The organism is Rhodococcus sp. PML026 (assembly GCF_000963615.1).
Taxonomy (GTDB): Bacteria; Actinomycetota; Actinomycetes; order Mycobacteriales; family Mycobacteriaceae; genus Rhodococcoides; species Rhodococcoides fascians.
In genome coordinates this window covers 411,987-438,880 of record NZ_KQ031376.1, presented here as the reverse complement: position 1 = coordinate 438,880, position 26,894 = coordinate 411,987, and the positions used below count along the sequence as shown (strand labels likewise).

Genomic DNA, 26,894 nt, shown 5'->3' with positions numbered 1-26,894 from the left:
GCTCTACGCAAGGGCTGCACGATACGGTCGGAAGAAGTCGCGCAATTCTTGCGCGTACAGCTCGGGCTCCACGAACGGCGCGAAGTGCCCACCGCGCGGAAGTTCTTTTACACGAACGACATTCGCGACGCGGTCGAGCCACGCGCGGGGCGGATTCGTGAAGAGGTCACCCGAAAAGAACGAGAACCCTGACGGCACCTCGACGCGGCGGGCGTGCTGCTCCGAGGGAATGGACGCGTTGGCGTTGTACATACGCATCGACGAGCCGATGGTCTCGGTGAGCCAGTAGAGGGTGACGTTCGTGAGGATCTCGTCCTTGGTGAAATTACGCTCGATGTCACCGTCGCCGTCGGTCCACCCTCGCAGCTTCTCGACGATCCATGCGGCCAACCCGGCCGGGGAGTCGGTCAACCCGACGGCAGCGGTCTGCGGTTTCGTGCGGTGCATCGCAGCGTATGCACCCTCTGTACTGCCCCACGCGGCGGACCTGTCGAGAAAGTCCTGCTCCTGCGGTGACAGTTCGGCGCGGTCGCCGGTGAACACGGGCAGTCCCGCATCCATACGATGGACGGCCACGACAGAGTCGGGGTGATCGAGTGCGAGGTACCGGCTCACGGCGCTGCCGATGTCGCCTCCGGCAGCCCCATAACGGGTGTACCCCAGAATGTGCATCAGCTCGGCCCAAAGACCAGCGACCGCAATCGAATTCAAAGGGGTGCCTGCCGGTGTATCCGAATAGCCGTAGCCCGGCATGTCGGGCACGATGACGTCGAATGCATCGGCGGGGTCGGCACCGTGTGCGCCCGGATCGGTCAGCAGCGACACCACTTTCGAGTAGCGCCAGAACGAGTCCGGCCATCCATGGCTGAGAACCACGGGAAGAACCGGGCCCACAGGTGCCACTGCCCGCGCGTGCACGAAGTGGATGCCCAGATCGCCGACTTCGACCCGGAATCGAGGATGCTTCGACAGGGCAGACTCCTGCGCTCCCCAGTCGAATTCGTTGGACCAGTATTCGACGAGTTCACGAAGGTAACCGACGTCGACACCGAGTGACCACCCAGCATCGGCAGGACTGTCCGGCCACCGTGTTGCGCGAAGTCGTGTTCTCAGGTCATCCAGCGCCGCAGCAATAGTCGTCGAAACGAATGGTTCGGGACGCGTCATGAAGGGGAGTCTACGTCCTGATGTGGCCGCGGTCAGGTGAGTCGGTGGGGGCAAGTGGTCATGTCCGCCGCTGTGCCGGAGCCAATTTCGTCGCTACAGAGCTTCGGCCACTACCGAACGATTCGATACCGAAGGGGTCGAAGTCCTCGGCCATCCAGCTCGGCGATAGGGGCCAATCGGATGGTCGGTCAGATAAGTTGTCCCGTCGGGAACTTCGTGCCGCATTCGTCGTCGAGCAGCGCCACCGCTGTGCCGGCGGGACGCGGAACCGCAGCTGCCGAGCAATCCCGCCGTCCTCGGCGTCGACGTCGTCGTGCGAACACTCACGACAGGCTGCGGTACGTCACGAAGCAGTCACGAGCTTCTCGGGCCTCGGTTATCTGCCCGCCAGATCGCTTTCGTCTCGCAACGCGGAGGTGTTGCGGTCGAGGGTTTTGCCCTCGAAGAATGCGGGATGGCGAAACCTCATGACGATCATCAGCACAGCACCGAGGACGAGGATGCCGAAGCCGAGGAAGAACACGAGTCCGATGCCGCCGATCGAGGCTCCGCTGGCGTTGTCGGGATTCATGCTCTCGCCGAGTGATATGACGAAAACGGCGAGCAGCATGAGGCCACCGAGAAGTGGAAACAGGAAGCGGAAGACGGTGTTACGGACGCTGTCGAACAGCCTGCCGCGGAAATACCAGATGCAGGCAAAAGCCGTGATGCCGTAATACCAGCAGATCATGATGCCCAGGGCCGCGATGGTGTCGATCAGAGTGCGCTCGGACAGGAATGTGACCACTGTGTAGAACCCTGCGGTGATGGCCCCTGCGACGACGGTTGCGTAGGAAGGCACCAGGAAGCGAGGTGACACTTCGGCGAACTTCTTGGGGAAGGCACCGTAGGAACCCATCGCCAGCATCGTTCGCGCAGCCGGAAGGAACGTGGTCTGCAAACTCGCCAGTGAGGACACCAGCACGGCCAGGAACAGCAGCAGCCCGCCCCATTTGCCGAGCACCGGGTCGGCCAGAGAGCCGAAGACGTTCTCGGCGTTGTCCGGGTTACCCAGGCCCAGGCCGTCCTCGCCTACCCCTGCGTACATCATGGCGGCCACCGCGACGAGTAGGTAGGTGAGCAGAATGGTTGCCACGCAGAGCAACCCGGCGCGGCCGGGCGTCGTCTTGGGTTTCTTGGATTCCTCGCCGAGCGTCAGGCACGTATCCCAACCCCAGAAAGCGAAGATGGATCCCGTGAGTCCGATGACGAACGCACCGACGGCCACGCCGGTGAACGGGTTGAACCAGTCCAAGTCGAAAGTGACCTCGCCCGGGACGTCTCCTGCTCCGACATGAATCAGCGCAACGACGGCGAAGACGACGAGAAGCACCATCTGAAAGCCGACCGTGACGATCTGCAGCTTTTCGCTCGTGGTGATGCCTCTGCTGGCGATCCAGGTGGCCGCTGCGATGAACACCAGCGTCGTACCGACATTGACGAACTTGTTGCCCGGTAGATCGGCGATCGACGGTGTGTCGAACAACTTCGCTATGAACAGATAGAAGAACTGCACCGCGATGGCCGCAAGGTTGGACAACACGATGATCGTCGCAATCACCATGCCCCAACCGCACATCCATCCGACGTAAGGTCCGAATGCTTTGGTCGACCACGTGAACGACGCGCCGCAATCGGGAGACTCGGAGTTCAGCTCGCGGTAGGCATAAGCGGTGAGAAACATCGGAACGAAGCCCGCGATCAGGATTGCCGGCATTTTCAGACCTACGGCCGCGACGATCAGACCGATGCTTGCCGTCAGAGTGTAACCCGGTGCGACAGAGGAGATTCCGAGTATCGCACCCGAGAAGGTGCCGACTGTGCCTGTCGCCAGCCCCTTGGCGCTGACTTCACCGGCAGTGGGCGAGGGCCCGCTTGCGTTCTTGCCCATATTCGAGCCTTCCGTCGACGAATTCATGATTCGAACTCCTGCTTGGGGACGACCACCATGGGAACGGGCAGGACGCGAAGCATCTTCGCGGCCGTCGAACCGAGAAAGAGTCGGCGCGGTTGGGCAAGGCGGCTGGAGCCGACCATGACGAGGTCGCCGTCCTGCCAGTCGAGCGTCCGCACCGCAGACTCGACGGACGATCCGTCCGCGATGGTCACCGATATCGGAAAGTCGTCCGGCAACGTGGATTTCGCTTCGTCCACGAGGGCACGTGCGTGCGCGACGGCACGGTCACGCGCGCTGTCGTAGCTGTCCCGGGCATCGCGAAGATCGTTGCGGGGGTCGAGCGCAACCAGGGACACGAGCCGCAGTGGAGTGTGCATTCTCTCGCAGGTGCGTACCGCCGTCCGCAGCAATACATCCGCTCCCGTCCTGGTTCCGAGTGCGCAGGTCACCTGACGAATCTCCCGAGCGGACGAGTGCCGGGTGCCGCGCGGCGCGAGTGCAAGCGGCACGTGTGCCGAATGCAGCAGTTCGGTCGAGACCGAGCCGACGGAATGCCGTCCGAGCAGGCCGTCTCCGGACGCACCCACGACGATGGCCGAGGCCCCCAGCCGAGCCACCTCGTCCAGCAGTCCCTGGGCGAACGAGTCGTTGAAACTCGCGTGCACGGCGACCTCGATGTCGGACGGCACCAACGATTTCGCCTCGTCGAGCCAGCCTTGCGCTCGTGTGACCAGGACGTCCTCGTAACCGGTTTCGGCGGGGACTCTGGACGCAACGGTGCGGTCCGGCGGTAGAACCATGCAGATGTCGAGTTGAGCACCCAGGCTGCGGGCGAGCTGCACCCCGAGGGTAAGACCGTCCTTACCGCTGGGGGTGGCGAGATAACCGACTATCAAGCGCATGGGGACGGCTCCTTCGTTTCGATCGAACAGGTAGAGGTAGTGCTGAAATGGTCACTCCGCAGGCTTCGCTCCTGCGAATCATCGGCACCGAGACAGGGCGAGCGACAGCTCTGCGCTCACCACGCACACTTGCGAATTGCTCAGCCCTTCCACGCTGTGGAGTTCACCGACCATCTGGGCCAATCGTTCGACGGAATTGGTGTGCACAGACTGCCACGCTGCAACGGCGTCGGTAGCAGATTCGGTGTGTACCGCCTCGGACAGGACCTGTTCGGTCATGTTGTGCCAGTGCTCACGAATCGCATCGACCAGAATCGCGCTTGCCATGGCGTCCCAGTAGTCGGCTCCGCCGGAGGCGACAGAGGCGCGTTCCACCAACCGGTCGAGACCCACGACGCGGCCGAATTCGAGATACGTCTGCGCCACGTGCGCTATCGATCGGTTGAGCGACCGGGTTGTCGTCTCCAATGCGAATGCCTCGGAGAGGAGTAGAAGTGTGTTCTGATCGACGACGAGATCGCCGGTCAACTCCGGCAACGATGCTCGGAGTTCACGTACCGGCCGCGTGAAGTGTTCGATCGTCTCCAGAGGCGTCGCTTGTTCGTCGCGGTTCCGCAACAACCACGACGTGGTCCGCTCGATCAGATCCTGAACACCGAACTGCAAAACCAGCCTGGTGCTCTGCGGGATTCCAGGTAGATCGGCAACGACGTCCCACAGGTGGTCGATGTCGAAAACCTGGCGCACGACGGCGTACGCGACCGCGATATCGGCAGTGCTCACGCCCAGCCTTTCCTCCAGCCGGTGAATCATGCCGGGCCCGACGCGGTCGATCATGTGTCCGGTCACGACGACCGCCACGATCTCCCGGGCCAGTGGATGCCTGCGAATGTGGTGGGGAACCAGGACACGGATCGATTCTGGAAAATAGCCGGCGAGTACCCCGTCGAACACCGGGTCGTCCAGTAGGGGAGAGGCGAGCAATTCGGTAGCCACCAGGTTCTTCGACTGCGCCAACAGCACCGCGATCTCGGGCCGAACCAGTCCCTGCCCCAAGCGATGTCGAGCCCGCAACTCGGCAGGCGAGGGAAGAACCGCAGCGACTCGACTGATTCCCGCGTCGCGTTCGAGGTTGTCGATCAACCGTTCGTGCCGGCCCAGCAGGAACGGCGCGTGGGCCTCGGCGAGGCTGATCGCCAGGGTCTGCGATGCAGCCTCTGCAAGCACCGACTCGGCAACCTCGTCCTGAACCTGGGACAGCGCTCTGTTGCGCTCGGTGACGGACAGCTCGCCGTCCGCGACGGCCGCATCCACCGCGATTTTCAGATTCACCTCTCGATCGGAGGTTGCGACGCCCGTGGCGTTGTCGATGAAGTCGGCGTTGACGCAACCCCCGGCAAGGGCGAATTCGATTCGAGCACGCTGCGTGAGGCCGAGATTGCCACCCTCGCCCACCACCCGGGCCTGCAGTTCGGACGCGTCGACGCGAACGGAATCGTTGGCCGGATCGGCGGAGTCGGAGTGCCCCTCGGTCGAGGCCTTGACGTAGGTGCCGATCCCTCCGTTCCACAGTAGATCCACCGGGGCAGTGAGCAGCGCCTCGACGAGTGCGTTGGGGGAGAGGGAGCCGACATCGATTCCGAGTCGTGCCTGCATCTGCGGTGACAGTTCGATGGACTTGACCGAACGGGGCCACACCGCACCGCCCGGCGACAGTGCCCTGGTGTCGTAATCTGCCCAGCTGCTTCCAGCGATCGCTGCCAGCCGTTCCCGTTCGCGGTACGAGACCTCGGGGTCCGGGTTCGGATCGAGCAAGATGTGCCGGTGATCGAACGCGCCGACGAGTCGGATGGCGTGGCTCAGGAGCATGCCATTGCCGAACACATCACCCGACATGTCTCCGATACCGACCACCGTGAACGCATCGGTATCGACGTCGATACCCTTCTCGGCGAAGTGGCGTCGTACCGACAGCCACCCGCCGCGTGCGGTGATTCCCATGGTCTTGTGGTCGTAGCCCGCCGAGCCTCCCGAGGCTAACGCATCCCCGAGCCAGAAGCCTCGGCGGACTGCAATGCTGTTGGCGAGATCGGAGAATCGCGCAGTCCCCTTGTCGGCGGCGACGACGAGATACGGGTCGTCGCCGTCGCGGATCACCGTGCGCGTCGGATGCACCACCACCCCGCCGTCGACGACGTTGTCGGTGACATCGAGCAGTGCCTCGATGAAATCGGTGTAGGCGTTGCGGACACCTTCGGGAGTCGTCTCCGTTCGAACCACGAAAGCGCCTTTGGCACCCATCGGCACGATCGGTGAATTCTTGACGTGTTGCGTCTTCATCAGATCGAGTACTTCGGTGCGGAAATCGTCGTGCCGGTCCGAATGACGCAGGCCCCCGCGAGATATCGCACCGCTCCGAACGTGACTCCCCTCGACGATCGGCGAGTGCACGAAGATTTCGCGGTACGGGGTGACGGCCGCAGAGAGGGACAATCGTGCCGGGTCGATCTTGAACGCTGCGGGTGGGGCGCCTACCGTGCGGTCGTGCTGAAACCAATTGGTGCGCAACACTGCCGAGAGGAAAGAACGCAGTCCTCGTAACAAGCGATCCTCGTCGAGTGCCGAGGTGCGCTCGACAGCGGTGTCGAGAATGCCCTCGGCGGCAGCCGACAGCCTGTCGCGGTCGGTCACGTCGGGATCGAATCGTGCATGGAAGAGTGCGCAGAATCCTCGGACGAAGTCGCTGTGCCGCAGCAGTATCGAGACCACAGTGGGTTCGGACAGCTCCAGCCCTACCTGGCTGAGATAGCGGGCTGCGGCGCGAACGAGAACGGCGTCGGTGAACGGGATGGACGCCGATGCGATGAGGCGAGTGAAGCCATCGACCTCGAGATCGCCCGATGCGGCGGCCTCGAATGCAGCCCGCAGCAGGTTCGGAGTTGCTGCGGACCAATCGATTTCATCGGTACTGAAACCGAATCTGTGAACGAAGGCGTCGCTGTCGTCGCCCGAGGGCAACAACTCGTGGTTCGCCACACGCAGCCCGAGATCGGCGAACAATGCGACCAGATCGGCGAGAAGTGGAGCGCGACGCTGCCACTCCAGGATGGCAACGGGCATCTGTTGGTCCGCAGTGTCGATGAACCGCAGCCGCACACCGCTGTCCTCCCGGACTGCACCGGCACTGCTCATTTGTTTCTCCTGACCATGCTCGACGAGGGTGAGGCGACGCTCACTGTCGGCTAAGTCTGGCTGAACGAGACGCACGACACAGCTGACGAAATGAACAGCCGAAGTCCCCCGACCGCTCCATTCCGGTCCTTGTGCTGCTTCATCACCCGTTTCGCAGCGCCTCGTCGATTCGTGCTCCCACGGCGGCGGCACCGGCCGAGGTCATGATCGTGCCGGCATGGTCCAGTTCCATCATCGGGGTGATCGAGGTCAGGTCGAGCGCATCGATGTCTTCGGGCGAGTACATCGGTGCCGAGTTCTCCCCAACGCTCCACTGCGCGTGCAGGAATCGAATCGGCATCGTCAGTTCTCGGAACCGTGAGTCGCCGAAGAACACATCCTCGGCGTCGGAGACGACTGCCTCGGTCGACAGCCGCACCGACCCGTCGACCAGATCGTGTTCGGCGTACGTCCGCAGGAGTGGATCCGCCGGGTCGAGAAGCGGCAGCGACGTCGACACCAAGAAGTCGACGTATTCGTCGACGGCGTCGAAATGCTTCTGAGTTCGAGCAATTCTGTCCGCGAACACAGCTCCGACGGTCTCGCGGGTGAGACCGTCGGGCGGTGCCACCGGAACGCCTCCGTCGACGAGAACGAGACTCTTCACTCGAGATGGATACCGGGCCGCGAACTCGACTGCCACGAATCCACCCATGGACATTCCGCACACGTGCGCAGCGTCGAGTCCAAGGGCATCCATGACGGCGTCCAGGTCGTCTGCGTGCCGAGCGAGCGACGACGGCCCCGTGACCTCGACGCTGTCACCCCTGCCGCGCAGATCCGGTGCGACCAGTGTCAGGTGCGGCGACTCCGCCCGCAACCAGCCCCACAGCATGCGTTGGCTGGACACGCCGTGCACCACGAGGACGGGCTCACTGGTGCCGGTGTGTATTTCGACGACGAGATCTCCGCCGGGTACAGGTACTCGATCGATGGTCATGGTGCCGACAGTATGGGAAGCCGGCTCCAGTGGGGATGGATAAGAACCCCATTGAGAACGTCGAAATGTGGATGGTTCATCTTTACCGCGGGAGCGGCGCTGAGTCGAGGGCCAATCTCAGCTCGGTCCGAAACGCTCCGTACGGATGTTCGCCGGCGAATGTCCCCGCGCCACCAACATGTCCGCGACCGTGTCGACGAAATTCGTGGGCCCGCAGATGTAACATCTCGGCTCGAATTCCGCCGGCCACCCGTGAGCGTCGATGTCTTCCAGCGTGATTCGACCGAGTGGCCGTGTGCTGCCGGCAGGAGCACGCCGCGTGTGGATCATCGTGACGTCCACTCCCGCCGGAGGGTGAGCCCACTCGTCCGCGAAATAGACCTCCGCGGGTTCGCGCACGGAGTACAGCACCCGGAAGGGCACCCGTCCGCCCGTCGCGGACGCCTGTGCGCGAACCATGGCGCGGAGCGGGACGATGCCGGAACCGCCACCCACCAACAGAACCGGGGGAGACGGGGTCTCCGACGGTTGGGACGGCCGCCAGACGAACCATCGGCCCACCGGCCCTCGAATTTCGATGCGATCGCCGACCTCGACCGACTCGACCAAGTAGGGCGACACCTCGCCGTCCGCGACGTTCTGGACCGATATCTCGACGCGCGACGTGCCGTCGGGTGCCGAGGCCAAGGAGTAGCTGCGCTGTGCGCTGTAGCCGTCCTCGGCAGTGAGCTTGACGTCCACGTGCTGCCCGGCGAGATGGCCGGGCCAACCGTCGACGTCGAGAACAAGGGTGGACGCAGTGGGTGTCTCACGCCGCACGGCCGCCACCGTGGCGACGAGCCAGGGTTTCGCTCCGGCCGTCACAGCCACGTCAGTCGCCCTGGTAGCGCTGCTCGCGCCACGGGTCGCCGTAGTCGTGGTACCCACCGCGCTCCCAGAAACCTTGTTCGTTCTCCAGGGTGAGCTCGATGCGCGAGATCCACTTCGCCGATTTCCAGAAATACAGATGCGGAACGAGAAGCCTTGCGGGACCGCCGTGTTCGCGAGTCAGGGGAGCGCCGTCGAACTCGGTGACCAGCCAGGCCTTCCCGTCCCGGAGGTCTTCGAGGGGGAGATTGGTGGTGTAACCGTCGAAGCCGTGCACCACGACGTACCCGGCATCGGTGTCGAGACCGTCCAGCAGAACGTCCAGGCTCACGCCCTTCCATGTGGTGTCGAGCTTCGACCACTTGGTGACGCAGTGAATGTCGACGGTCGGAGTCTCGTGTGGAAGTGCCGCGAATTCGTCCCAGGTCCAACTGCGGGTGTCGCCCCGTTCGGTGGTGACCGAGAACGACCAGGCGTCGGTCGCGACCACGGGCGCAGGCCCGATCGCGAGGACGGGAAAGTCCTTGGTCAGATACTGACCGGGGGGAGTGCGCCCGTCGTCGCCGCGCCGTCGGCCCACGAAGCCCTTCGAGATCAGTGCCATGGTGAAGAATTGTGCGCTCGTTGTCGGGAGTCTGACAAGTCGGGTGACGGTGTCGGCTACCTGCGTTTCGGCGGGAGCGCGCGGGATCGATGTGGAGTTCGCTGTGCTTCGTACCGGTACGGTCGAGGTGTGGACACTTCTATCGTCGACGCACCATGTGGTGCGGCATGAGTATTTCCGCCGACGACCGTGCATTTCTGGCGCGTGCTGTGGATCTGGCGGCGGCCGCAGTGCGTACGGGCAACGATCCGTTCGGTTCGGTGCTGGTGTCGGGTAGCGGTGAAGCGCTTGCGGAGGACCGCAATCGCGTCGGCGATCGACACGATCCCACCCAGCACCCCGAGATCGCTCTGTCACGGTGGGCTGCGACCAATCTGAACCCCAGTGAGCGACGATCGTCGACGGTATACACCTCCGGTGAGCACTGTGCGATGTGCGCGGCGAGCCACGGAATCGTTGGGCTCGGACGTATCGTCTACGCCACCTCGACAGCCCAATTGCTCACGTGGCTGGAAGAATTCGGTGCTGCGCCGCTCGCGATCACGCCGCTCACCATCACACAGGTCGTGCCGGGAGCAGTGGTCGACGGGCCGGTCGCCGAGTTCAGCGACGCTGTCCGTGAGTTGCACAGGCAACGTCACACGTCCACGGCGTAGCGAAGGTGAGCGAAATCGGCGAAGGCCGCCGAACGAGAACGTCGACAACGGCACTCGTGATGACCGGTGGTATCGGTGTTGCACTCGCGTGGCTCCAGTGTCTTCTGATCCGTCAGCAGTTCGCGGTGGGATTCTGGGTCGTCGTCGTGGCCGTCGTGGCCACCTGTCTCGTCGCGTCCGATGCCAGAAAGCATGTAGCCGTAGGAACTTCGCTCGGTGCAGTGACCGTGGTCGCTCAGGTCGCCTGGTTGGTGACGCCCTTTCACGCGCTGTGGGTCGTGAGCGCAACTGCGGGGACTGCGCTCGGGTTCTTTCTGCTCGGATCGGCGTGGGCGGGCTCCTCGGGTAGCACTCGCCGGGTGATTCTCGCCGTACCGGCCGGCCTCGCGGCCTCGATTGCGTTGGTGGTTTCCGCAGTGACGATCATTACGGCCGCCAGTCCGGCACCGCTGGTTCGAGCGCTGCAGGCCCTGGGGGACAGCAATTCTTTCGCTCCTGCCGGGCCGACAGCGACGTCGGTAGCGAACGGGGCAGGTCGCACCAGTGACATCGAATACGGCTCGACGCTTCCCAATTCGTTTCTCGACATCTACATCGCCGACAACGATCCGTCGGTCAGCCGTCCCACGTACGTCATGGTGCACGGCGGGGGATGGATAGCGGGGGACAAGGCAGACGGTGATTCCGAACTCGGGACGGACAACCCGTACTTCGCGTCGGGGGCGGGCCCCGTACTCGTTGCCGGTTTCAACCTGGTGTCGGTGAATTATGCCTTCGCACCGGAATACCGTTTTCCCACACAGACGATCCAGCTGGGTGAGGCTCTACAGTTCTTGGAAACGAACGCCGACCGATACGGCTTGGACATGAGCCGCGTCGTGCTCGCCGGAAGCAGCGCGGGTGGTCAGATCGTGGGTAGCTACGCCAATGTTCGGACCAACCCCGACTACGCACGTGCGCTGGGCATCGAACCCACGATGGATCGAAGCGCTCTGAAGGCCTTGGTGTTCGACAGTGCAGTCCTCGATGTGGGGCGGGCCGGCTCGCCGCAATCTCCGAGTCCGTCGAACGGCTTTCTGTATGACATAGGTGCGCGCAGCTACCTCGACACCACCGATGCCGATTGGCTGGCGCGCGCAAACGTCACGAAGAACGCCACCTCCGACTTCCCGCCGAGCTTCATCGCCGACGGAAACACCGGCACGTTCCCCGATCAGGCGGCCGAACTGAGCGCGAAGCTGGACAGAATGGGCGTTGCCAATCGCTTGAATCTGTACAGCAAGAACGAGGCGGCCCTCCCGCATGCGTTCATGACCACGGGCTCGCAGTGGACCGAGGAGTACAACCGGCTCAGGATCGAGTTCCTCCGCGGCATCGTCGGATAGCAGAGCAGTCGCTGACGCACTCGACTGGCCGCTACTGCACTGGCAACCGCAGCTGGTCGACGGACCCGGAAACGGCGGCCAACCGGAGTTTCGTTTCGTCTTCCGATCCGGGGGCGGCTGTCATGATGACGATTTTCAGCTCCGCGTCTCCGTCGGTGAGTACGTCGCAGTCGACGGTGATCGGTCCGACGGTCGGATGGTGGACCACTTTGTGATCCTCGCGATGTGAACCGACAGCACCGACCGACCACAGAGACTCGAATTCTGTACTGCCGGTGCGTAATTCTTCGATCAGACCTCTCAGTCTCGAGTCTCGGGGAAACCGCCCGGTGGCCCGCCGAAGGTCTGAAACGACTGCCGCGCGGACCGACCCGTCGCCGCCGGACGGCGTCACCGGCCATGCGGACATTCCGGGTGCATCCGTGCCGACGGGGAAACAGTCACGAGCGAAGTTTCTCTTGGAGTACGAGACGGTCGACGGATCACCGACCAGCGCAGCCCAACTCCGGTTCCACCAGAGCAGTTGCCAATCGGCGGCGAAGACGGCAACCGCACCCTCGTAGAGTCGGCCGACAACCCGCCTGACCCCAGGCGGGATGTGGTCGGAGATAGTCCCGTCGACCGGCGGAATGTGGCCGGCCAAGCGGTAGAGATGGTCTCGCTCGGGAAGAGTCAGCTGAAGAGCCCGCGCCAAGGACGACACCACCTGCACCGACGGTGTCGTCGCTCGTCCCTGTTCGAGCCGCACGACGTAGTCCACGGAAATGCCCGCGAGATCGGCGAGGTCTTCGCGTCGGAGCCCCGTGGCCCGTCGAGATCGTCCGGTCGTCAGTCCGACAGCATCGGGTGAGAGTCGATCACGCCACGATCTGATCGTCGCGCCGAGTCCGTCCGTTGTCGAGGTCACGACTCCATTGTCACTCTTCGAGCGGGTGTGAGGGTGGTACCGATTGTCCTACCGTCCAGGCGTGCCTGGAACACGCGCCGGTCGACCTGAACACTGGGGGCATGACCATCACATTCATCACCGGAGCAAACAAGGGCCTCGGTTACGAAACCGCGCGCCGACTGATCGATCAGGGCCACACCGTGATCCTCGGAGCACGTGACGCCGAGCGGGGTAGGAATGCCGCAGCAGCGTTGGGTGCTCGGTTCGTTCGGATCGACGTCACCGATGCCGAATCCGTCGCATCGGCAGCGGCGGACGTGGAACGGCAGGAGGGGGTTGTCGACGTACTGATCAACAACGCGGGCATTCCCGGACCGCACAGCGCCGTCGAAGAACTGACCGCCGAGGATGTGCAGTCGGTACTCGATGTCAACGTCCTCGGAATCGTCCGCACCACAACAGCATTCCTTCCACTACTGCGCCGCTCCACCGATCCCGTCATCGTCAACGTCAGCAGTGGAATGGGTTCGTTCGCGGCGACACACGATTCGTCTCGCGTCGAATCCAGCGTGATTGCTCCGGCCTACACCGCTTCGAAGTCGGCTGTCACGATGTTGACGACGCAGTATGCCAAGGGCCTGAGCGACATTCGCATCAATGCCGCCGATCCGGGCTACACCGCAACCGAATTCAACGGAAACAGCGGGCCGCAGACCGTCACCGAGGGGACCGACGCCATCGTGCAGCTCGCCACCGAAGGGCCCGGCCACGGATCCGGGCGGTTCATCGACCGCCACGGAACCGTCAGCTGGTGAGCCGGTTATCGGTGATTGCACCGTCTGGGCGGTTCTCCCGTGCCGCGATCGCTTCGAGTGCACGGAATCCGGTACCCGGGTGACGTAGCCTGTCGGGCTCAGGCAGTTCACCGGTGTTCGGACGACTGCGCCGACAGACGTGCCACCTCAGGAAATGAGAAGAACGATGAGCACCAAACCTCCACTTCTGTTGCTGCACGGAGTGACGATGTCGGCTCGAGCGTGGGACACCGTCGCACCACTGCTCGCGAGGAACTACGACCTCCTCGTCCCGACCGCAGCGGGTCATCGCGGTGGACGTCGTCTCGATCACGCGAGCATCGGTGCTCTGACCGATGTGACACAGCAGCTGCTCGATGATCGTGGTCTCGACACCGTGCACATCGCGGGCAATTCGATGGGAGGGTGGATGGGTATCGAGCTCGCTCGCAGAGGCCGGGCCCGTTCGGTGTGCGCGCTCTCGCCCGCCGGTTTCTGGGAGCCCGACGCCGATCCGGGTAAAAGTCGGGCGACGTTGATCCGAACCAAGAAGCTGGCCGACGCCACCAGCTCACTGATGCCGCCGCTGATGAGGTTCGGGTTCGTTCGCCAGCTCGCCATGCGTGATATTGCGTTGCGCGGCAAGCAGATGACGCACCAGCAGGCTGCCGCATCATTCGAAGACCTCGTCGGATGCGATGCGGCTCACGACCTGTTGAACACCCGCGAGAGCGTGGCACCGTTCACCGAAATGCCATGCCCCGTCACCGTGGCGTGGTCGAGTGGAGACCGCATCTTCCCGCCCGAACATTTCGTCCCTGCGGCCCGTCAGAGGCTACCCGGGGCGCATTTCGTCCCGCTGGCAAACGTCGGCCATGTGCCGATGATCGACGATGCGGCACTGGTGGCGAAGACGATCGAGGAGTCCATCGTCGGTCGTTGACCACAAGAATCAGGCCGTCGGCTCCAGGGCGTCGGCGAGCATGTGCATCGCTGCGGTGGTGGAAAGCGAACGCACACTTGCCCTGTCACCGGGCAGTCGAAGTGTCCGGGTGACGGTCGGCTGATCGCGGACGGCAATCGCGAAGCATACGGTGCCGACGGGCTTGAGTTCGGTGCCGCCGCCGGGGCCCGCGATGCCACTGGTCGAGACAGCGATGTCGACGCTCACCCGGTTCAACGCGCCCTCCGCCATCAGTGCAGCCACCGGTTCGCTCACGGCTCCGTGCTGCTCGATGACCTCGGCTGGAACACCGAGAAGCTCGGTCTTCGCTTCGTTTGCGTACGACACCACCGCGCCGATCACATATGCCGACGACCCGGCACGGTCGGTGAGACGCGCGGCGATCATGCCGCCCGTGCACGATTCTGCCGTTGCGATGCGACGGCCCGTCAAGCGACGCGCCACGATGTCGTCGATAGTGGATCCGTCGGTCGAAAAGACCTGTGAGCGATAGTGTTTCTCGATAAGTGCTGCGACGTCGGAGTATGCGGCCGCCGCTGATTCTGGATAGCGCGTCACCATTTCGAGTTCACCGAGACGCAGGCAGGTGGTGATCTCGAGGTCGCCGAATCCCGCTACCTCGCGCTCCGCTGTTCGTAAGGTCGCCGCGAGGTCGGCCTCCGACAGACCGTACGCGCGGATGGTGTCCTGGCGAACCGCGGTACTCCTGGCCAACACTCGCGAGACCGGCGCTGTCTGGACAGCTTCGGGCCACATGGCCTGTAGTTCGCGCGGTGGGCCCGGCAGAATCAGAACCGCAGGCAGCATCCCGGAGTCACTCGCTGGTATCGCGACGCCGGGAGCAGTGCCGGTCGGCGAAATGGACTGCGCGCCTTCCGGAACCATGGCTTGTTTGCGGATGCCCGCGAGAAGGGGCTCCGAATCGGGCGAGGAACTCAGGCGACTCCGCCAACGCTGAACGATTGTGTTGATGCGCTCCTCGAGTTCGACGTCGAGCCGAAGTTCTCGACCGTACAGCGCGGCAACGGTCGCGACCGTGAGATCGTCGGCGGTCGGCCCCAACCCGCCAGTGGTGACGATGAGGTCCATACGCTGATCGGCGAGGAAGCGAAGTTGTGCGGTGAGATCATCGGGCCTGTCCCCGCACACGGTGATGTGGGCGACGTCGACGCCCAGTTCCAAGAGACGTTGGGCGACCCATGGGCCGTTCCTGTCGGACACCCGACCCGAAAGAACCTCGGTTCCCGTGACCACAACACCTGCTCGCACTGACATTCTTCGACTTTACTGTCACCGGGTTCGAGTGGACTCGTGACGGTGGTTCGATCGACACCGAATCCGGGGCCGCGGTGAGTTTCCGTACCGACGGCAGTCGATACCGGCGACATCGTGCATCTCGAACATCGGAGAACATCATGACCACGACGACCACTCCTGCAACCACGTCACGTACCGCTGCGCGCGTCGGCTGGGTCCTCACCGGCCTGCTGGCGCTGTTTCTGATCTTCGATATCGTCGGCAAATTGCTGAATGTGCAGCAGGTGAAAGACGCGACGGTGGAATTGGGGCTGCGCGACGAGATGACGCCCGTCATCGGCGTCGTGCTACTGGTGTGCTTGGTGCTGTACGTGGTGCCGCGCACCGCATTTCTGGGTGCCGTTCTCCTGACCGGCTATCTCGGTGGTGCCGTTCTCACCAACTGGCGGGTCGACAAGCCGCTCTTCAGCACGGTCCTGTTCGCGGTCTACGTCGGGATTCTTGCATGGGGTGCGCTGTACCTACGGGATCCGAAGGTGCGTCAGGTCATGCCGATAGTGCGGTAGCGAGACGCCGCCTGTCGACATATGAAAGGGTCAGGACAACGGATTCAGACCCGACGTGACGGGACCCTCCAACACGGAGCCGTCGGCAGCGAAACGCGAACCGTGCAGCGGGCAGTCCCAAGACTTTTCGGCATCGTTCCACGCCACGATGCCGCCGAGGTGCGGGCACACCGCAGACACGCGGTGGGTGACGCCGTCGACGGTGCAGACAGCCTTCGGTGCGATGCCGGGCTCGACGTGGCCCTGACCCTCGACCAGTGGGGTTTTCGAGCCCCCGGTGATCGGCTTCGCCCATCCTTTCGTCATGTTCAGTCCCACGTTGGCATTGATACGGATCGCGTCGACGATGCCGGTGAGTTGGCGCAGATTCCAGCTGTCGTACGCGCCGGCCCAGTCGGTTCGACCGCCGAACGCCCGCTGTGCAAGAACGAGCGCGGACGCCGCGGCGTTCGTCATTCCCCATTTGTCGTACCCGGTGGCGACCCAGATGCGATCGTCGCCGGGCAGCAGTGGTCCGGCGTACGGCAGCGCGTCGATCGACCCGTAGTCCTGCGCGGACCATCTGTATCGTCGTCGGGCTCCGGGGAAGTTCTCTGCGGTCCATTCGTCGAGGTCGTTCACCTGTGCCTGCGGAGAAGACTCGCGCCCGACGACGTGATCGTTTCCACCGATGAGGAGTAGATCGCCGGCCGGGGTGGGCGCGTACCGGATCGATCGGCTGGGGGAGTCGGCCGAGAGGTACATTCCGCGTGGAACGTCGCCGTCGATCTCGTACGCGGCGGCATACGACCGCATCGGTTCCATTCGAGCGAAGAATGCACCGCGATCGAGAATGGGTGTGCCAGTGGCCAAGACGACCCGCGACCCGCGGAGTGGACCCTGATCAGTCTTGACGTCGACGTGACGAAGCCTTCGTCTCACACCGAGTGCTCGGGTGCCTTCGGTGATGTCCGCACCCGCGCTCGAGGCGTCCTCGGCCAGGGCAATGAGGGCGTCCATCGGATCGAATTGAGCTTGGTCCGGAACAGACACGGCACCGGCGACATCGAAGGGAAGTTCGGTGTCGGTGCCGTAGGAGGCGTTCAGTCCGGCACCGAGAGCGACGCGCAATTCATCGCGAACGGCGGTGAGACCGGAGCTGGTCGTGGCGTACGTGTACGCCGTCTCGCGTTGGACCGCTATACCCCGCTCCGCGCAGTATTCGAGCAGCCATTGCTGCCCAGCAGTGTTGCCCTGCACGTAACGCCGCACCTGCTGGTGCGAATGTTTCGACGCTATCGACGACAGCTTCGTGCCCTGCAGAACACTGATCTTGGCTGTCGTGTTTCCCGTCGCGACGGCACCGATCGTGCGGGCTTCGAGCACCGCGACGCGTTCTCCGGCTCGTGCGAACAGCAGGGCGGTGACCAAACCTGTGAGTCCGGCCCCGATGACCACGGTGTCGTACTTCTGTCTGAAATCGATCGCGCGGTAGGGCGTGCGGTCGGGTCGGTCGAGCCAGAGTGAGTTGGGCGGCATACAACCGAGTTCCCGCCTTCGTCGTCGCGAAACCCGGCAAAACCAAGAGGCAGTGCGCCGTCGTCAGTGAACGATGTCGCCGGGCGGACGCGCAAGAGCGACGCAATTGCGGCCGTTGCGTTTCGCGCGATACAAAGCCTCGTCGGCGGCGGCGAGTGTTCGGTCGAACACGGTGCGGGTGGAGCGTGGATCCACCTGTGGCAGTGCGGCACCGACGCTGACGGTGATCGGGATGTCGTCTGCGACGTTATGGACGGCCTGTCGAAGGCGCTCGGCGAATTCGCCGAGCGTCGGCGTCGGATCCGGGACGAGGACGACGAATTCGTCGCCGCCCAGTCGTGAGACCGTCGCGTGTCGGCCGGCGCTCATGGTCAATCGCATTGCCGTCAGCCTCAACGCGACATCGCCCGCGGAGTGGCCGTGGTGGTCGTTGACGGCTTTGAAGTGGTCGATATCGATCAGCAACAAGGCCGGACGAACGGGGTCGTTGCCGGCACCGACTGCTCTGGCTTCCAGGCCTCGCCGGTTCAGCACTCCGGTCAGTGGGTCGGTCATCGCGTCGGACAGATGAACCCGAGAGGAGTGGAGTACTGCTCGTGAGAACGCCGACAGCAGCGTGACAGCGCCGTTGATCACCGTGATGGCCACGACGACTCGGAGGACGACCGATACGGCGTCGGTAGGGGTCTTCGCCAGCGCTGAAGATCCGAGTACGAGCATGTACACCGTGCTCCACCCGACGTGGAACCAGATCACTTTCGGTCGAGCGAAGTGCGCGGCGTACGCACCGACCAGTGCGAGAAGCATCGCACCCTGAAGCGCTGCTAGAGGATCAGCGTAGGTTGCCGTCACCACGGTGACACCGAGTTCGCAATACACGACGAACCAGTTGTTGACGGGTGCGCGGCGAGACCACCAGTCCATCCCGAATTCGGCTTTGCTCATGATCCGGGCGACGGGAATCGTGCTGATGCACACGGCGTAGGTCAGTACGGTGCCGAGTCCTTCGGTGGGGCCGTCCTGCGTGAACGTGGTGCCGATGCCGAGCAGCCCGAACAGCAGAGTCTGAACGACAACCCCCGTCCGCAGCAGCGGGTCGGGTGTCTCGTCGTTCGCCCGCATGCCGGCCGGTCGCTCGGTGGGCGCACGTCTTGCCGGTGAGTCCCGATGTCTACCCACCGAAACCGTCTCGTGTCATGTCCGATCGCCAGCGCAGACTGGCTCGGACTGCCTCCCCGACACGGTCGGCGAGGTCGGCGGCGAGTGGCTCGGAGTGGTGAAACGTAGTCGCCTGTTTCGGTTTCGACAACCGGGCCGCTTCGAGCTTCGGTACATGCCCGTCGATGCCCAACCGGAAGGCACTGTCCGGAGTCATTCGAGTCGAGGGTATGCGTTCGGCGTTGCGCGGAACCGCCGAACAGTCGATGGTGAGCAGCGATCGATCCGGGCGCGCGAACGTTTGCTTGTCGGCAAGCGCAACATACAGTCCGTCGTTCGCCTCGGCGCGCGTCGCCAGTCGTGCGACGACCCGTCGAATACGCTGCTGGCACTGTGTTCGGTCCGACGACACGACCAGCTCGGCACCCGGGACGGCAGATCGTGTGCTGCGCGCCGACTCCGTCAAGGACGTCCAGATTGCGTCGTCGTCCTCACCGAAATATGTTCGCAACAGCCAGAGTTCGGAGCTGCTCGCGCCGTCGGGCATGGTGATCCAATCCGAGAACTGTGGGGTGCACCGAACGTGCGGTCAGGCGGAGGGGACAGCCCGGAGCTGCACGGGCACAGTATCGACGAGGAAGGCCAGCTGATCTCCGATCACCGAGGAGAACAGCGGCTCCACGTACGGGTCGAAATGACCGCCTACGTAGGTTCGAACCGTCGCACCGCGAACTTTCGCCGCGGCGCGTTGTGCGACGGACGCCGGGGTCACTGTGTCTTCGGACGCAATCTGCACCAAAGTGGGGCAGTCGATACGTGACATCGTTCTCCCGGGGGAGTAGCGCCAGATTTTCAGAAGGATTCGTGCAGCGACGGTTTCGGGGTAGTCGCCGTCGGACAGTCCGGACTCGAGGACGAGACGGTCACGCCCCTTCATCGCGTCGGGCGAGACCATCACGGCTCGTTGGCCGGGTAGTCCGACGCTGTCGACGTAGCGCGGCGATCGGCCGAGGGCAGCGCGCACAGCGTCGGACATGGCGGCCGGTGCCAGCCGCACAGCCTGTCGCAATCCGGTTGCGCGAACGGCAGCAATGCCGTCGATGTGAGGTACCTGGGCGATGACGGCTGCGAATCGAACCCCGTTGCCCGCCAACGTCAGTACGTGGCCACCGGCGAACGACGTCCCCCAGCCGACGACCCGATTGTCGTCGACTCCGTCTAATGCGCGAGCGAAGTCGACTGCGTTTCGCCAGTCGGTGAGCTGTTCGTTCACGTCCAACAACTGGCGCGGTTCGCCCTCGCTGTCCCCGAAGAACCGGTAGTCGAAGACGCACACCACGTAACCGGCCGCGACGAAACGCTCCGCGTAGGCGTACAGGCGCATGGCTCGGGGACTACCGAACCCGTGGGCCATGACAATCACCGGCAGACGGTCGGAGGCCGGGCTGCGTGGCCGGAAAACCGTAGTGGCGCAACGAACTCCGTTCGAGTGGAATGACGTCTCGGTACGGGTGAAACCGGTGTGGTCGTCGGTGATCATGCCATTGTTCCTCTGTTCAGCAAAGACTGTATGGATCGAGACTCGCTACTTGAAGGGGTTGAGTGTCCGGCCGAGGTAGTACCCGATACGTGTCGGAATCGGTTTGGCTGCAACAGCAGTCGCTTTGTTGACCAACCCGGGCACGCACACCGGAGTGCCGTTCTCGACCGCGCGCCATCCCTCGCGAACGACGTCCTCGGGGTTCTGCCACAGGATCGAGGGGAGCTTGGATGTGGCCGCCTCCCTGGTTCCCATGACGTCGTGGAACTCGCTGTGCGTGAAGCCCGGGCAGAGCGCGGTGACGTGAATGCCGTGGGGACGCAGCTCCATGTCGAGTGACTGCGACACGTCGAGTACGTAGGACTTGATGCCGGTGTACAGCAGACTGGCTGCGGGCGGAAGGAGGGCCGCCAGCGACGAGAGGTTGACGATGCGTCCGTATCCTCGCTCTTTCATGCCAGGAACAGTGAGGTGAGCAAGTTCGGTCACCGCCGTGATCATCACCTGGATCTCCGCGGCCAGCGACTCGAATGGAGCGTCGGCGAACTTCGAATTCCCCGACATTCCAGCATTGTTGACGAGTATGTCGATGTCGACACCCAGGGCTCGCGTGCGCTCCATGATCGCGCGGGGAGCGTCGCGATCGGCCAGGTCGGCGGCCACCACGTCGCACCGCACGCTGTGGCGCGTGGTGAGCTCGTCTGCCAGTGCAGTCAACCGATCCTCGCGACGGGCTACCAGAACGAGGTTGTGTCCCTCGGCGGCGAGGTGACGGGCGAAGGCCGCGCCGATGCCTGCGGATGCGCCGGTGATCAGGGCTGTGCGTCCGGTGTTCGACATCTGCCACGTCTCCATCTCTTGAACGGTCATCAAGAACGGTAGCAGAGTCTTGAATGGCATTCAAGATAAACTCCGGGACATGCCCAAGAATCGCGGACTACACGACAGAGAGAGCAAGCGCGACGACATCGTCGCCGCTGCCCGCGAGATGTTCGTATCCGACGGTTTCGAGCGCGCATCGATCAGCCGTCTGGCGAAAGCTGTCGGGATCACCCCGAACACCGTGTACTGGTACTTCGACGACAAGGACGACATCCTGGTCGCAGTGCTGACCGCTATCGCGGCCGAGGACGCGGCAGATTATGCGACCGTCGCGGATCGATCCCTGGCCGACCGTTTGGTCTGGCTCGTGGAGCAACTGCAGAGGGTGGGCCCTCTGGTATCGACGGTGCACGACCGAGTTGCCAAGTCGGCAGCAATCGAACACTGGCACAACGGTTTCCACCACTTCGCGGAATCGTTGTTCGCTTCCGATATCGAGAAGGCTGGACTGTCCGGGTCCGAAGCCGATGCGATGCTGCGCATCGGGACGTTCGTCGTGGAGGGATTGCTGACGCACGCCCCGGCTCCGGAGGTCGTCCGTTCGGTGATCGATCGATTGGTCGCGACCATACCGCCTGTTTCGCGTACCAGCTCTACCGAATGACTCTGGTGCGCTGTGGATCTCGTGGTCAGTCGGTCAGCAGGCCGATCTCGGCAACTGTCAGGTCGGTCCGCGGGTCCCGCCACACGGCCGTTCCGTCGCGCACCACCGGCAGGAGCAGTCGCTTCTCCTGGATCGGCCACTGGATGAACGGGTAATAGCCTGCGAGTTCGCCCTGCACCGAGTCGGCAACGACGACCGTGGCCTCGGCGAGCGTTTGATCGATATGCAACGCGCCGAACGAAAAGCCTCGGAACTGCTCGAGGGCGGGCCTCCGGTGATGCGGGACGGGTTCGAGCCCGACATGGCAGTGCCCGGTCTCCATCAGTGCGATCGTCCATTCCGACCGCTCGATGTGCTGTTCGCTGCCGTGCTTGCGGCAGTACAGATCACGCCCCACGGCACCGCACGCGTCGACGATCCGAGTGGGTGCGCCGTGACCGGAGTCCGGGACGAACGGAAGACGCCACTCCTCGACGCATTCGAAAGCCTGCCATTCCATCGCTTCAGGCTGGCATACGAGCGCGCTGGGGCGATACCGAATTATGTTCGGCCGCCCCGCAGACCCGCGGCCCTGAAACCCGGTGCTCCCCCTCGAAGAACAGTAGGTGAGATGAGCCGCTGACGTTCGTCGATCAGACCGTCAACAAGGATTTCACTGCGAGCAGGTCCACCTGACGGATGGTCGGCGGCTCGGCCAGAAGCTCCTGCTGACGTTCGCGAAGCGACTTCACGATGCTGCCGTGCAGGTGGTCTTGGCGTCCGTCCTCGTCGGGGAACGTGTCGTAGATCGCGAACGTGTTCTCGCTCAACTTGATTGCATACCAGGTTGTGGTGCCCGGCTCGTCGAGTGCGTGGGCGTGCATCTCGGTGAGCCAGTTTTCCAGGGCGTCTGCCGTGTCGGGTTTGGCGGTGAGGGTGACCAGGAGTCCGACATTGCGGGGTGCGACACGAATGGTCGTCGGCGGGGCCGGACGGGGACCCGTCGTCGCGGCGGGCCGAAAGGCCGCGCCGGGATGGTCGTCGCGCAGACGCGGCTGCCCCAGCACGAGTTCGCGCAGGGAGGTGGGTTCGGTGCGGTTGGAGTCGGGAATCAATCCGCGGCGACGGAGTTCGGGGGTGATCAATTCACCGAAGTCGCGGAAGGTTTCGAAGTTGGTGACGCGAGCGATGTTGAAGCCGTCGACATCGGCGATCTCGATCCACTCCTCGAAGTGATCGACGATCGTCTTCGGTGAGCCCACGATGCTCGCGCTCATGCCGCCCACGCACAGCCACTCCGCGAGTTTGCGTGGTGTCCAGACCAATTCGCTGTCGACCCGAGTGAGCATGTCGCTGAACGCACGGATGCCGTCGCCTCGGAACTGGTCCAACGGCTTGTCGGGGTCGGCTCCCGAGAGATCGACTCCGGTCCATCCGCCCCACAGTGCCAGAGCGGCGTCGACCTGGGCGTGCTTCTGAACCTGCAGCAGTTTTTCGTGCGCGGCCTCGTCGGTCTCGGCGACGATGGGGGTGAGCATCATGATGATCTTCAGGCTTCGCGGATCGCGTCCCTGCTCGGCGGCCAACATGCGGTACTGGTCGACGATGGGGCGAACGTCGTGCGGGTTGACTCCGACGAGGAAGACCGCTTCGGCGTGCTTGGCAGCGAACTTGCGCCCCCGGGCCGACGCCCCGGCCTGGAACAGGAACGGCGTGCGTTGCGGGGACGGTTCGCCCAGATGCGCACCGGGAACGGTGAAGTACCTACCGGCATGGTCGATGTCGTGCACCTTGGACGGCTCGGTGTAGACGCCACGAGCGCGGTCGCGCACCACCGCGTCCTCTTCCCACGAGCCCTCCCACAGCTTGTAGCAGACCTCCATGAACTCGTCGGCGATCTCGTACCGCTCGTCGTGCGAGATCTGCTGCGTCAGGCCGAGATTGACTGCCGCGCTCTGCTGGTAGGACGTCACGACGTTCCACGCCACCCGGCCTTTGGTGAGGTGGTCGAGTGTCGTCATGGTCTTGGCGAACTTGTACGGCAGCTCGTAGGTGGACGAGACCGTCGCACCGTAACTCAGCGTCTTCGTCGCCGCGGCCATGGCCGAGATCGTCAACAGCGGATCGGCTACGGGTGCCTGCGCAGCGGTACGCAGTGCGGCGTCTCGGTTGCCGCCGTACACGTCGTAGAACCCCAGGACGTCGGCCAGGAAGAGGATGTCGAAACCCGCCGCCTCCAGCGTCTGGGCCAATTCCACCCAGTACTCGATGTCGGTGTAGCGGTGAGTCTGGTCATCGGCGTCGGTCCACATGCCGGGGTTCTGGTGCACCACGCACGCCATGTCGAAAGCGCTCAGTACCAGCTGCTTGCGTGCGGGGTTGGGCCCTGCGTTCATGTTCGGCTCTTTCGATCATCGGGTCGGAGTACTGGGGTGAACCTGCTGCTCATCGCAGGTCGGTCGACATCAGACCTTGGAGGCGAGCACGTCGAACGACTGCACCGACGGCGCGTGCGCGAGTAGGTCGTCGGACAGTCGGGTGAGCACCGGATGCCCGTCCTGGCCGAGGGGTGCCTGACTCTCGGACGAACCGAGAATTCCGAACTCGGTGTTGGTGATTCGATACGCGTACCACGTCGCGGTCTGCGGATCCCGCGCCACCGATCCGAGTGCTTCGCCCAGGATCGCGGCGACCTCGTCCTGCTTTCCCTCTCGTGCGACCAGGTGGATCAGAGTTCCGTTGTTGAGCGCCATGCGGTGCGACTGTCCTCACTGTTGGGCAGACCGACGTCCACCACGAATCGAGCATCGTTACCGAAGCTAACCCGTCCGAGTCCGTGCAGCGACGGTTCGAATCACCCTGATTCGAAGCCTGGCCAACGGTCGCCGAGCGTGCGAGAGCGGATGGTGGCCTAATCTCGAGGCGATGCGAATAGCGGTGGTGGAGGACGACGACGGCGTCGGCGACGCGTTGGTGGATGCGCTGACCGAGGTGGGGCACGACCCTGTCCGGATGCGCCGCGGTGCCGACCTACTGCTCGGGTACCACGGCATGGGTGTCGTTCTCCTCGATCTCGGCCTGCCCGACATGGACGGCCTCGAGGCGCTTCGTAAGCTGCGGACCTTGAGTTCGGTGCCCGTGGTGGTACTGACCGCGCGGGACGACGAGCGGTCGGTGGTCCGAGCTCTGCGCGCGGGCGCGGACGACTACGTCGTCAAGCCCGCTCGATTGGGGGAGTTGCACGCGAGGCTGGAGGTGGCGGCGCGGCGTCGGAGCGCAACGAGTGATGCGGCGGTGGATCGGCTCGAGTTGGGCGACGTGGTCGTCGATCTCGTCGGGCGCAGTGTCGATGTCGACGGGCGTGACATCGGGCTGACCACCAAAGAGTTCGACCTGCTCGCGCACCTGGCGACTCGGCGTGGTGAAGCGGTGAGCCGCGAACAGCTGATGGATGCGATCTGGGGCGATGCGTACGTGGCGATCTCGCGATCGCTCGACGTGCACATGACGACGTTGCGTGCCAAGCTCGGCCGACCCGGGACCATCGCCACGATCCGCGGCTTCGGCTACCGCTGGGACAGCTGACGTGCGGCGCCGGGTTCTCGTGGTGCTGATGGTCTACTCCGCCGTCGTCGTTCTGGCGCTGTCGGTTCCGCTGGGATTGTTGCTGGGTCGCGAACGCGCCCAACGATTCGGTGAGAATCGAGCTGCCGCTGCAACGTACTTCGCGGAACTGAGCTCCCGGGAGGACGAGTCGGGTGATTCTCGAATCCGAGAGTCGGTGCAGCGCTACAACGATCTGTACGGCGAGGGGATCGTGGTCGTCGACCGCACCGGAGCGGTGCGTGCTGCGTCGGGTCTGGATACGACGCGCACGGACGTGCAACAGGCGGTGGCCGGCGCCCTACGCAATCAACGCGGTGGCCTTCCGTCGAGTGTGACGCCGTGGTCGCCGTCGTCGGTACTGGTGGCTGCACCGATCGGTGGGGGAACGCAGGTCGACGGTGCCGTCGTGATCGCAGCCTCCACCGACGCGGCCCGCCGGGATGTCACGATCGGGTGGGCGGTGATCGCTGTCGGTGCGCTGCTGATCTTGGCCACGGTGGCGCTGATCGCTGCTGCGTTGTCGCGCTGGGTCGTTCGTCCACTGACGTCGTTGTCGATGCGGGTCCAATCGTTCGGCGACGCCTTTCACGATCGTCGGCCTCTCGACGACGCACCACGTCTCGAGTCGGATGTACACGTCGGTCCGCCCGAGGTTCGAGCGCTCTCGCGTGCGTTCGACGCGATGGCCGAGGATGTGGAGAACGCGACCGCTGCGCAGCGTCGTCTGGTGGCCGACACCGCTCACGCGTTGCGTAACCCGCTGGCGGCATTACGGATTCGACTGGACGTGTTGGGAATGCGGGTGCCCGAATCGGTCGCCGAAGCGCACCAGCGAACGACACTGGAGGTCGATCGGCTCGACTCCGTCGTCGAGGATCTTCTCGTTCTCGCTGCTGCCGAGACGCCGGTCCTGCATCGCGAGACCGCGTGCGACGTACTGTTCGTGCTCACCGACAGAGTCCGATTCTGGTCGAGCGCACTGACAGTGGCCGGGTTGACCGTCCATGTCGCGGATCCCGACCCGGTAGCCGATCACACTGCTGCGGTACCGGAGGAAGACCTGGTGCGTATGCTCGACGCGATCCTGAGCAACGCGACCAAGTACGCCGGTTCGGGAGCGGATGTCGACATCGACTGCCGAGCCGGCGACGATCACGTCGTGGTGTCGATCACCGACACCGGCCCGGGTGTATCCGCTGCCGAATTGCCGATGATCGCGGACCGGTTCTTTCGGGCATCAAGTGCTCACGGGGCCGGAACGGGGCTCGGCCTGGCAATAGTCGCGGCCCTGATCGAACGAGTGGGAGGACGCCTCGAGGTCGACGCTCATCGACCGTCCGGTTTGATCGTCCGAATTCTGCTCCCGCGTCACGGCTCGAGCGGGTCCTTGTCCTAAGGGAGTGTTAGGAAACGCGAAACAGCTTGGTTCTGGCTGTGCTGGGGGTCACA

24 protein-coding genes and 1 pseudogene are annotated in these 26,894 nt (G+C 64.0%); 8 read left to right on the top strand and 17 right to left on the bottom strand.

The genetic code is table 11. The features are described from left to right. Positions 1 to 3 precede the first annotated feature (3 nt). The 7 genes from VF34_RS21580 to VF34_RS21550 form a co-directional block, all read right to left on the bottom strand. Positions 4 to 1,167 carry an epoxide hydrolase family protein gene (locus VF34_RS21580; protein ID WP_032383906.1) on the bottom strand — a complete coding sequence of 388 codons (1,164 nt, stop codon included), beginning with the start codon at positions 1,165 to 1,167 and terminating at the stop codon, positions 4 to 6. Positions 1,168 to 1,543: 376 nt separating this feature from the next. Continuing rightward, positions 1,544 to 3,097: an APC family permease gene (locus tag VF34_RS21575; protein WP_045842122.1), complete on the bottom strand. Its 1,554-nt coding sequence runs from the start codon at positions 3,095 to 3,097 to the stop codon at positions 1,544 to 1,546. A gap of 23 nt (positions 3,098 to 3,120) precedes the next feature. Next, on the bottom strand, positions 3,121 to 4,005 hold the full coding sequence (locus VF34_RS21570; protein WP_032383907.1) for a universal stress protein: 885 nt from the start codon (positions 4,003 to 4,005) through the stop codon (positions 3,121 to 3,123). 78 nt (positions 4,006 to 4,083) lie between these two features. Next, on the bottom strand, positions 4,084 to 7,197 hold the full coding sequence (locus VF34_RS21565; RefSeq protein WP_045842026.1) for an NAD-glutamate dehydrogenase domain-containing protein: 3,114 nt from the start codon (positions 7,195 to 7,197) through the stop codon (positions 4,084 to 4,086). 142 nt (positions 7,198 to 7,339) lie between these two features. Beyond that, the gene (locus tag VF34_RS21560) at positions 7,340 to 8,176 is read right to left on the bottom strand and encodes an alpha/beta fold hydrolase (RefSeq protein ID WP_032368836.1); all 837 of its coding nucleotides are present in this window, start codon (positions 8,174 to 8,176) and stop codon (positions 7,340 to 7,342) included. Positions 8,177 to 8,293: 117 nt separating this feature from the next. Next, positions 8,294 to 9,040 (bottom strand): ferredoxin reductase, encoded by a 747-nt coding sequence (locus VF34_RS21555; protein ID WP_371827987.1) that lies wholly within the window; start codon positions 9,038 to 9,040, stop codon positions 8,294 to 8,296. A gap of 7 nt (positions 9,041 to 9,047) precedes the next feature. Continuing rightward, positions 9,048 to 9,647: a sulfite oxidase-like oxidoreductase gene (locus VF34_RS21550; protein WP_032368838.1), complete on the bottom strand. Its 600-nt coding sequence runs from the start codon at positions 9,645 to 9,647 to the stop codon at positions 9,048 to 9,050. A 167-nt stretch (positions 9,648 to 9,814) separates the two neighbouring features. Here VF34_RS21550 and VF34_RS21545 point away from each other — a divergent pair, with 167 nt between their 5' ends. Further along, a complete protein-coding gene (locus VF34_RS21545; protein ID WP_032373001.1) occupies positions 9,815 to 10,303 on the top strand; it encodes a nucleoside deaminase in 489 nt (162 codons plus the stop codon). A gap of 5 nt (positions 10,304 to 10,308) precedes the next feature. After that, positions 10,309 to 11,688, top strand: a complete 1,380-nt coding sequence (locus tag VF34_RS24415; protein WP_155289471.1) for an alpha/beta hydrolase — start codon at positions 10,309 to 10,311, stop codon at positions 11,686 to 11,688. A 31-nt stretch (positions 11,689 to 11,719) separates the two neighbouring features. On the opposite strand, the gene VF34_RS21535 is transcribed toward VF34_RS24415, so the two are convergent. Further along, positions 11,720 to 12,595 (bottom strand): helix-turn-helix transcriptional regulator, encoded by an 876-nt coding sequence (locus VF34_RS21535; RefSeq protein ID WP_032373000.1) that lies wholly within the window; start codon positions 12,593 to 12,595, stop codon positions 11,720 to 11,722. A gap of 101 nt (positions 12,596 to 12,696) precedes the next feature. Here VF34_RS21535 and VF34_RS21530 point away from each other — a divergent pair, with 101 nt between their 5' ends. After that, complete coding sequence (locus VF34_RS21530) at positions 12,697 to 13,392, top strand: SDR family NAD(P)-dependent oxidoreductase (protein ID WP_045842025.1); 696 nt, start codon at positions 12,697 to 12,699, stop codon at positions 13,390 to 13,392. 166 nt (positions 13,393 to 13,558) lie between these two features. Beyond that, positions 13,559 to 14,314, top strand: a complete 756-nt coding sequence (locus VF34_RS21525; protein WP_045842024.1) for an alpha/beta fold hydrolase — start codon at positions 13,559 to 13,561, stop codon at positions 14,312 to 14,314. 9 nt (positions 14,315 to 14,323) lie between these two features. Here the strand turns inward: VF34_RS21525 and VF34_RS21520 are convergent, their stop codons facing one another. Continuing rightward, positions 14,324 to 15,610 carry a competence/damage-inducible protein A gene (locus tag VF34_RS21520; protein WP_032372997.1) on the bottom strand — a complete coding sequence of 429 codons (1,287 nt, stop codon included), beginning with the start codon at positions 15,608 to 15,610 and terminating at the stop codon, positions 14,324 to 14,326. Between the two features lie 140 nt (positions 15,611 to 15,750). On the opposite strand from VF34_RS21520, the gene VF34_RS21515 reads away from it, so the two are divergent. Next, positions 15,751 to 16,158 carry a DoxX family protein gene (locus VF34_RS21515; RefSeq protein ID WP_032364793.1) on the top strand — a complete coding sequence of 136 codons (408 nt, stop codon included), beginning with the start codon at positions 15,751 to 15,753 and terminating at the stop codon, positions 16,156 to 16,158. Positions 16,159 to 16,188: 30 nt separating this feature from the next. On the opposite strand, the gene VF34_RS21510 is transcribed toward VF34_RS21515, so the two are convergent. From VF34_RS21510 to VF34_RS21490, 5 genes are all read right to left on the bottom strand, one after another. Then, positions 16,189 to 17,676: an FAD-dependent oxidoreductase gene (locus tag VF34_RS21510; protein ID WP_032372996.1), complete on the bottom strand. Its 1,488-nt coding sequence runs from the start codon at positions 17,674 to 17,676 to the stop codon at positions 16,189 to 16,191. Between the two features lie 63 nt (positions 17,677 to 17,739). Then, a complete protein-coding gene (locus tag VF34_RS21505) occupies positions 17,740 to 18,798 on the bottom strand; it encodes a GGDEF domain-containing protein (RefSeq protein WP_032372995.1) in 1,059 nt (352 codons plus the stop codon). 49 nt (positions 18,799 to 18,847) lie between these two features. Beyond that, on the bottom strand, positions 18,848 to 19,381 hold the full coding sequence (locus VF34_RS21500; RefSeq protein WP_032372994.1) for a DUF6924 domain-containing protein: 534 nt from the start codon (positions 19,379 to 19,381) through the stop codon (positions 18,848 to 18,850). A gap of 42 nt (positions 19,382 to 19,423) precedes the next feature. Further along, positions 19,424 to 20,374 carry an alpha/beta hydrolase gene (locus VF34_RS21495; RefSeq protein WP_045842023.1) on the bottom strand — a complete coding sequence of 317 codons (951 nt, stop codon included), beginning with the start codon at positions 20,372 to 20,374 and terminating at the stop codon, positions 19,424 to 19,426. 45 nt (positions 20,375 to 20,419) lie between these two features. Then, positions 20,420 to 21,214, bottom strand: coding sequence for an SDR family NAD(P)-dependent oxidoreductase (locus VF34_RS21490; RefSeq protein ID WP_032364794.1), 795 nt, complete (start codon positions 21,212 to 21,214; stop codon positions 20,420 to 20,422). Positions 21,215 to 21,293: 79 nt separating this feature from the next. Between VF34_RS21490 and VF34_RS21485 the strand changes: the two genes are divergently transcribed. Further along, on the top strand, positions 21,294 to 21,860 hold the full coding sequence (locus VF34_RS21485) for a TetR/AcrR family transcriptional regulator (RefSeq protein WP_032372992.1): 567 nt from the start codon (positions 21,294 to 21,296) through the stop codon (positions 21,858 to 21,860). Positions 21,861 to 21,885: 25 nt separating this feature from the next. On the opposite strand, the gene VF34_RS21480 is transcribed toward VF34_RS21485, so the two are convergent. The 3 genes and pseudogenes from VF34_RS21480 to VF34_RS21470 all read right to left on the bottom strand — a co-directional run bounded on the left by VF34_RS21480 (position 21,886) and on the right by VF34_RS21470 (position 24,592). Further along, positions 21,886 to 22,359 carry a hypothetical protein gene (locus tag VF34_RS21480; RefSeq protein ID WP_032372991.1) on the bottom strand — a complete coding sequence of 158 codons (474 nt, stop codon included), beginning with the start codon at positions 22,357 to 22,359 and terminating at the stop codon, positions 21,886 to 21,888. Between the two features lie 478 nt (positions 22,360 to 22,837). After that, a pseudogene (locus VF34_RS21475) lies at positions 22,838 to 24,235 on the bottom strand (LLM class flavin-dependent oxidoreductase); the annotation flags it as partial. Positions 24,236 to 24,304: 69 nt separating this feature from the next. Then, positions 24,305 to 24,592, bottom strand: a complete 288-nt coding sequence (locus VF34_RS21470) for a hypothetical protein (RefSeq protein ID WP_045842021.1) — start codon at positions 24,590 to 24,592, stop codon at positions 24,305 to 24,307. A 172-nt stretch (positions 24,593 to 24,764) separates the two neighbouring features. Between VF34_RS21470 and VF34_RS21465 the strand changes: the two genes are divergently transcribed. Beyond that, the gene (locus tag VF34_RS21465; protein WP_032383926.1) at positions 24,765 to 25,424 is read left to right on the top strand and encodes a response regulator transcription factor; all 660 of its coding nucleotides are present in this window, start codon (positions 24,765 to 24,767) and stop codon (positions 25,422 to 25,424) included. Position 25,425: 1 nt separating this feature from the next. Further along, positions 25,426 to 26,841: a sensor histidine kinase gene (locus VF34_RS21460; RefSeq protein WP_231578259.1), complete on the top strand. Its 1,416-nt coding sequence runs from the start codon at positions 25,426 to 25,428 to the stop codon at positions 26,839 to 26,841. Positions 26,842 to 26,894 lie beyond the last annotated feature (53 nt).

Coding starts and splice junctions, on each gene's coding strand:
- VF34_RS21580 (WP_032383906.1), bottom strand. CDS start 1,167: ATGACGCGTCCCGAACCATTCGTTTCGACGACTATTGCTGCGGCGCTG.
- VF34_RS21575 (WP_045842122.1), bottom strand. CDS start 3,097: ATGGGCAAGAACGCAAGCGGGCCCTCGCCCACTGCCGGTGAAGTCAGC.
- VF34_RS21570 (WP_032383907.1), bottom strand. CDS start 4,005: ATGCGCTTGATAGTCGGTTATCTCGCCACCCCCAGCGGTAAGGACGGT.
- VF34_RS21565 (WP_045842026.1), bottom strand. CDS start 7,197: ATGAGCAGTGCCGGTGCAGTCCGGGAGGACAGCGGTGTGCGGCTGCGG.
- VF34_RS21560 (WP_032368836.1), bottom strand. CDS start 8,176: ATGACCATCGATCGAGTACCTGTACCCGGCGGAGATCTCGTCGTCGAA.
- VF34_RS21550 (WP_032368838.1), bottom strand. CDS start 9,647: ATGGCACTGATCTCGAAGGGCTTCGTGGGCCGACGGCGCGGCGACGAC.
- VF34_RS21545 (WP_032373001.1), top strand. CDS start 9,815: ATGAGTATTTCCGCCGACGACCGTGCATTTCTGGCGCGTGCTGTGGAT.
- VF34_RS21530 (WP_045842025.1), top strand. CDS start 12,697: ATGACCATCACATTCATCACCGGAGCAAACAAGGGCCTCGGTTACGAA.
- VF34_RS21525 (WP_045842024.1), top strand. CDS start 13,559: ATGAGCACCAAACCTCCACTTCTGTTGCTGCACGGAGTGACGATGTCG.
- VF34_RS21520 (WP_032372997.1), bottom strand. CDS start 15,610: ATGTCAGTGCGAGCAGGTGTTGTGGTCACGGGAACCGAGGTTCTTTCG.
- VF34_RS21515 (WP_032364793.1), top strand. CDS start 15,751: ATGACCACGACGACCACTCCTGCAACCACGTCACGTACCGCTGCGCGC.
- VF34_RS21510 (WP_032372996.1), bottom strand. CDS start 17,676: ATGCCGCCCAACTCACTCTGGCTCGACCGACCCGACCGCACGCCCTAC.
- VF34_RS21505 (WP_032372995.1), bottom strand. CDS start 18,798: ATGCGGGCGAACGACGAGACACCCGACCCGCTGCTGCGGACGGGGGTT.
- VF34_RS21500 (WP_032372994.1), bottom strand. CDS start 19,381: ATGCCCGACGGCGCGAGCAGCTCCGAACTCTGGCTGTTGCGAACATAT.
- VF34_RS21495 (WP_045842023.1), bottom strand. CDS start 20,374: ATGATCACCGACGACCACACCGGTTTCACCCGTACCGAGACGTCATTC.
- VF34_RS21490 (WP_032364794.1), bottom strand. CDS start 21,214: ATGTCGAACACCGGACGCACAGCCCTGATCACCGGCGCATCCGCAGGC.
- VF34_RS21485 (WP_032372992.1), top strand. CDS start 21,294: ATGCCCAAGAATCGCGGACTACACGACAGAGAGAGCAAGCGCGACGAC.
- VF34_RS21480 (WP_032372991.1), bottom strand. CDS start 22,359: ATGGAATGGCAGGCTTTCGAATGCGTCGAGGAGTGGCGTCTTCCGTTC.
- VF34_RS21470 (WP_045842021.1), bottom strand. CDS start 24,592: ATGGCGCTCAACAACGGAACTCTGATCCACCTGGTCGCACGAGAGGGA.
- VF34_RS21465 (WP_032383926.1), top strand. CDS start 24,765: ATGCGAATAGCGGTGGTGGAGGACGACGACGGCGTCGGCGACGCGTTG.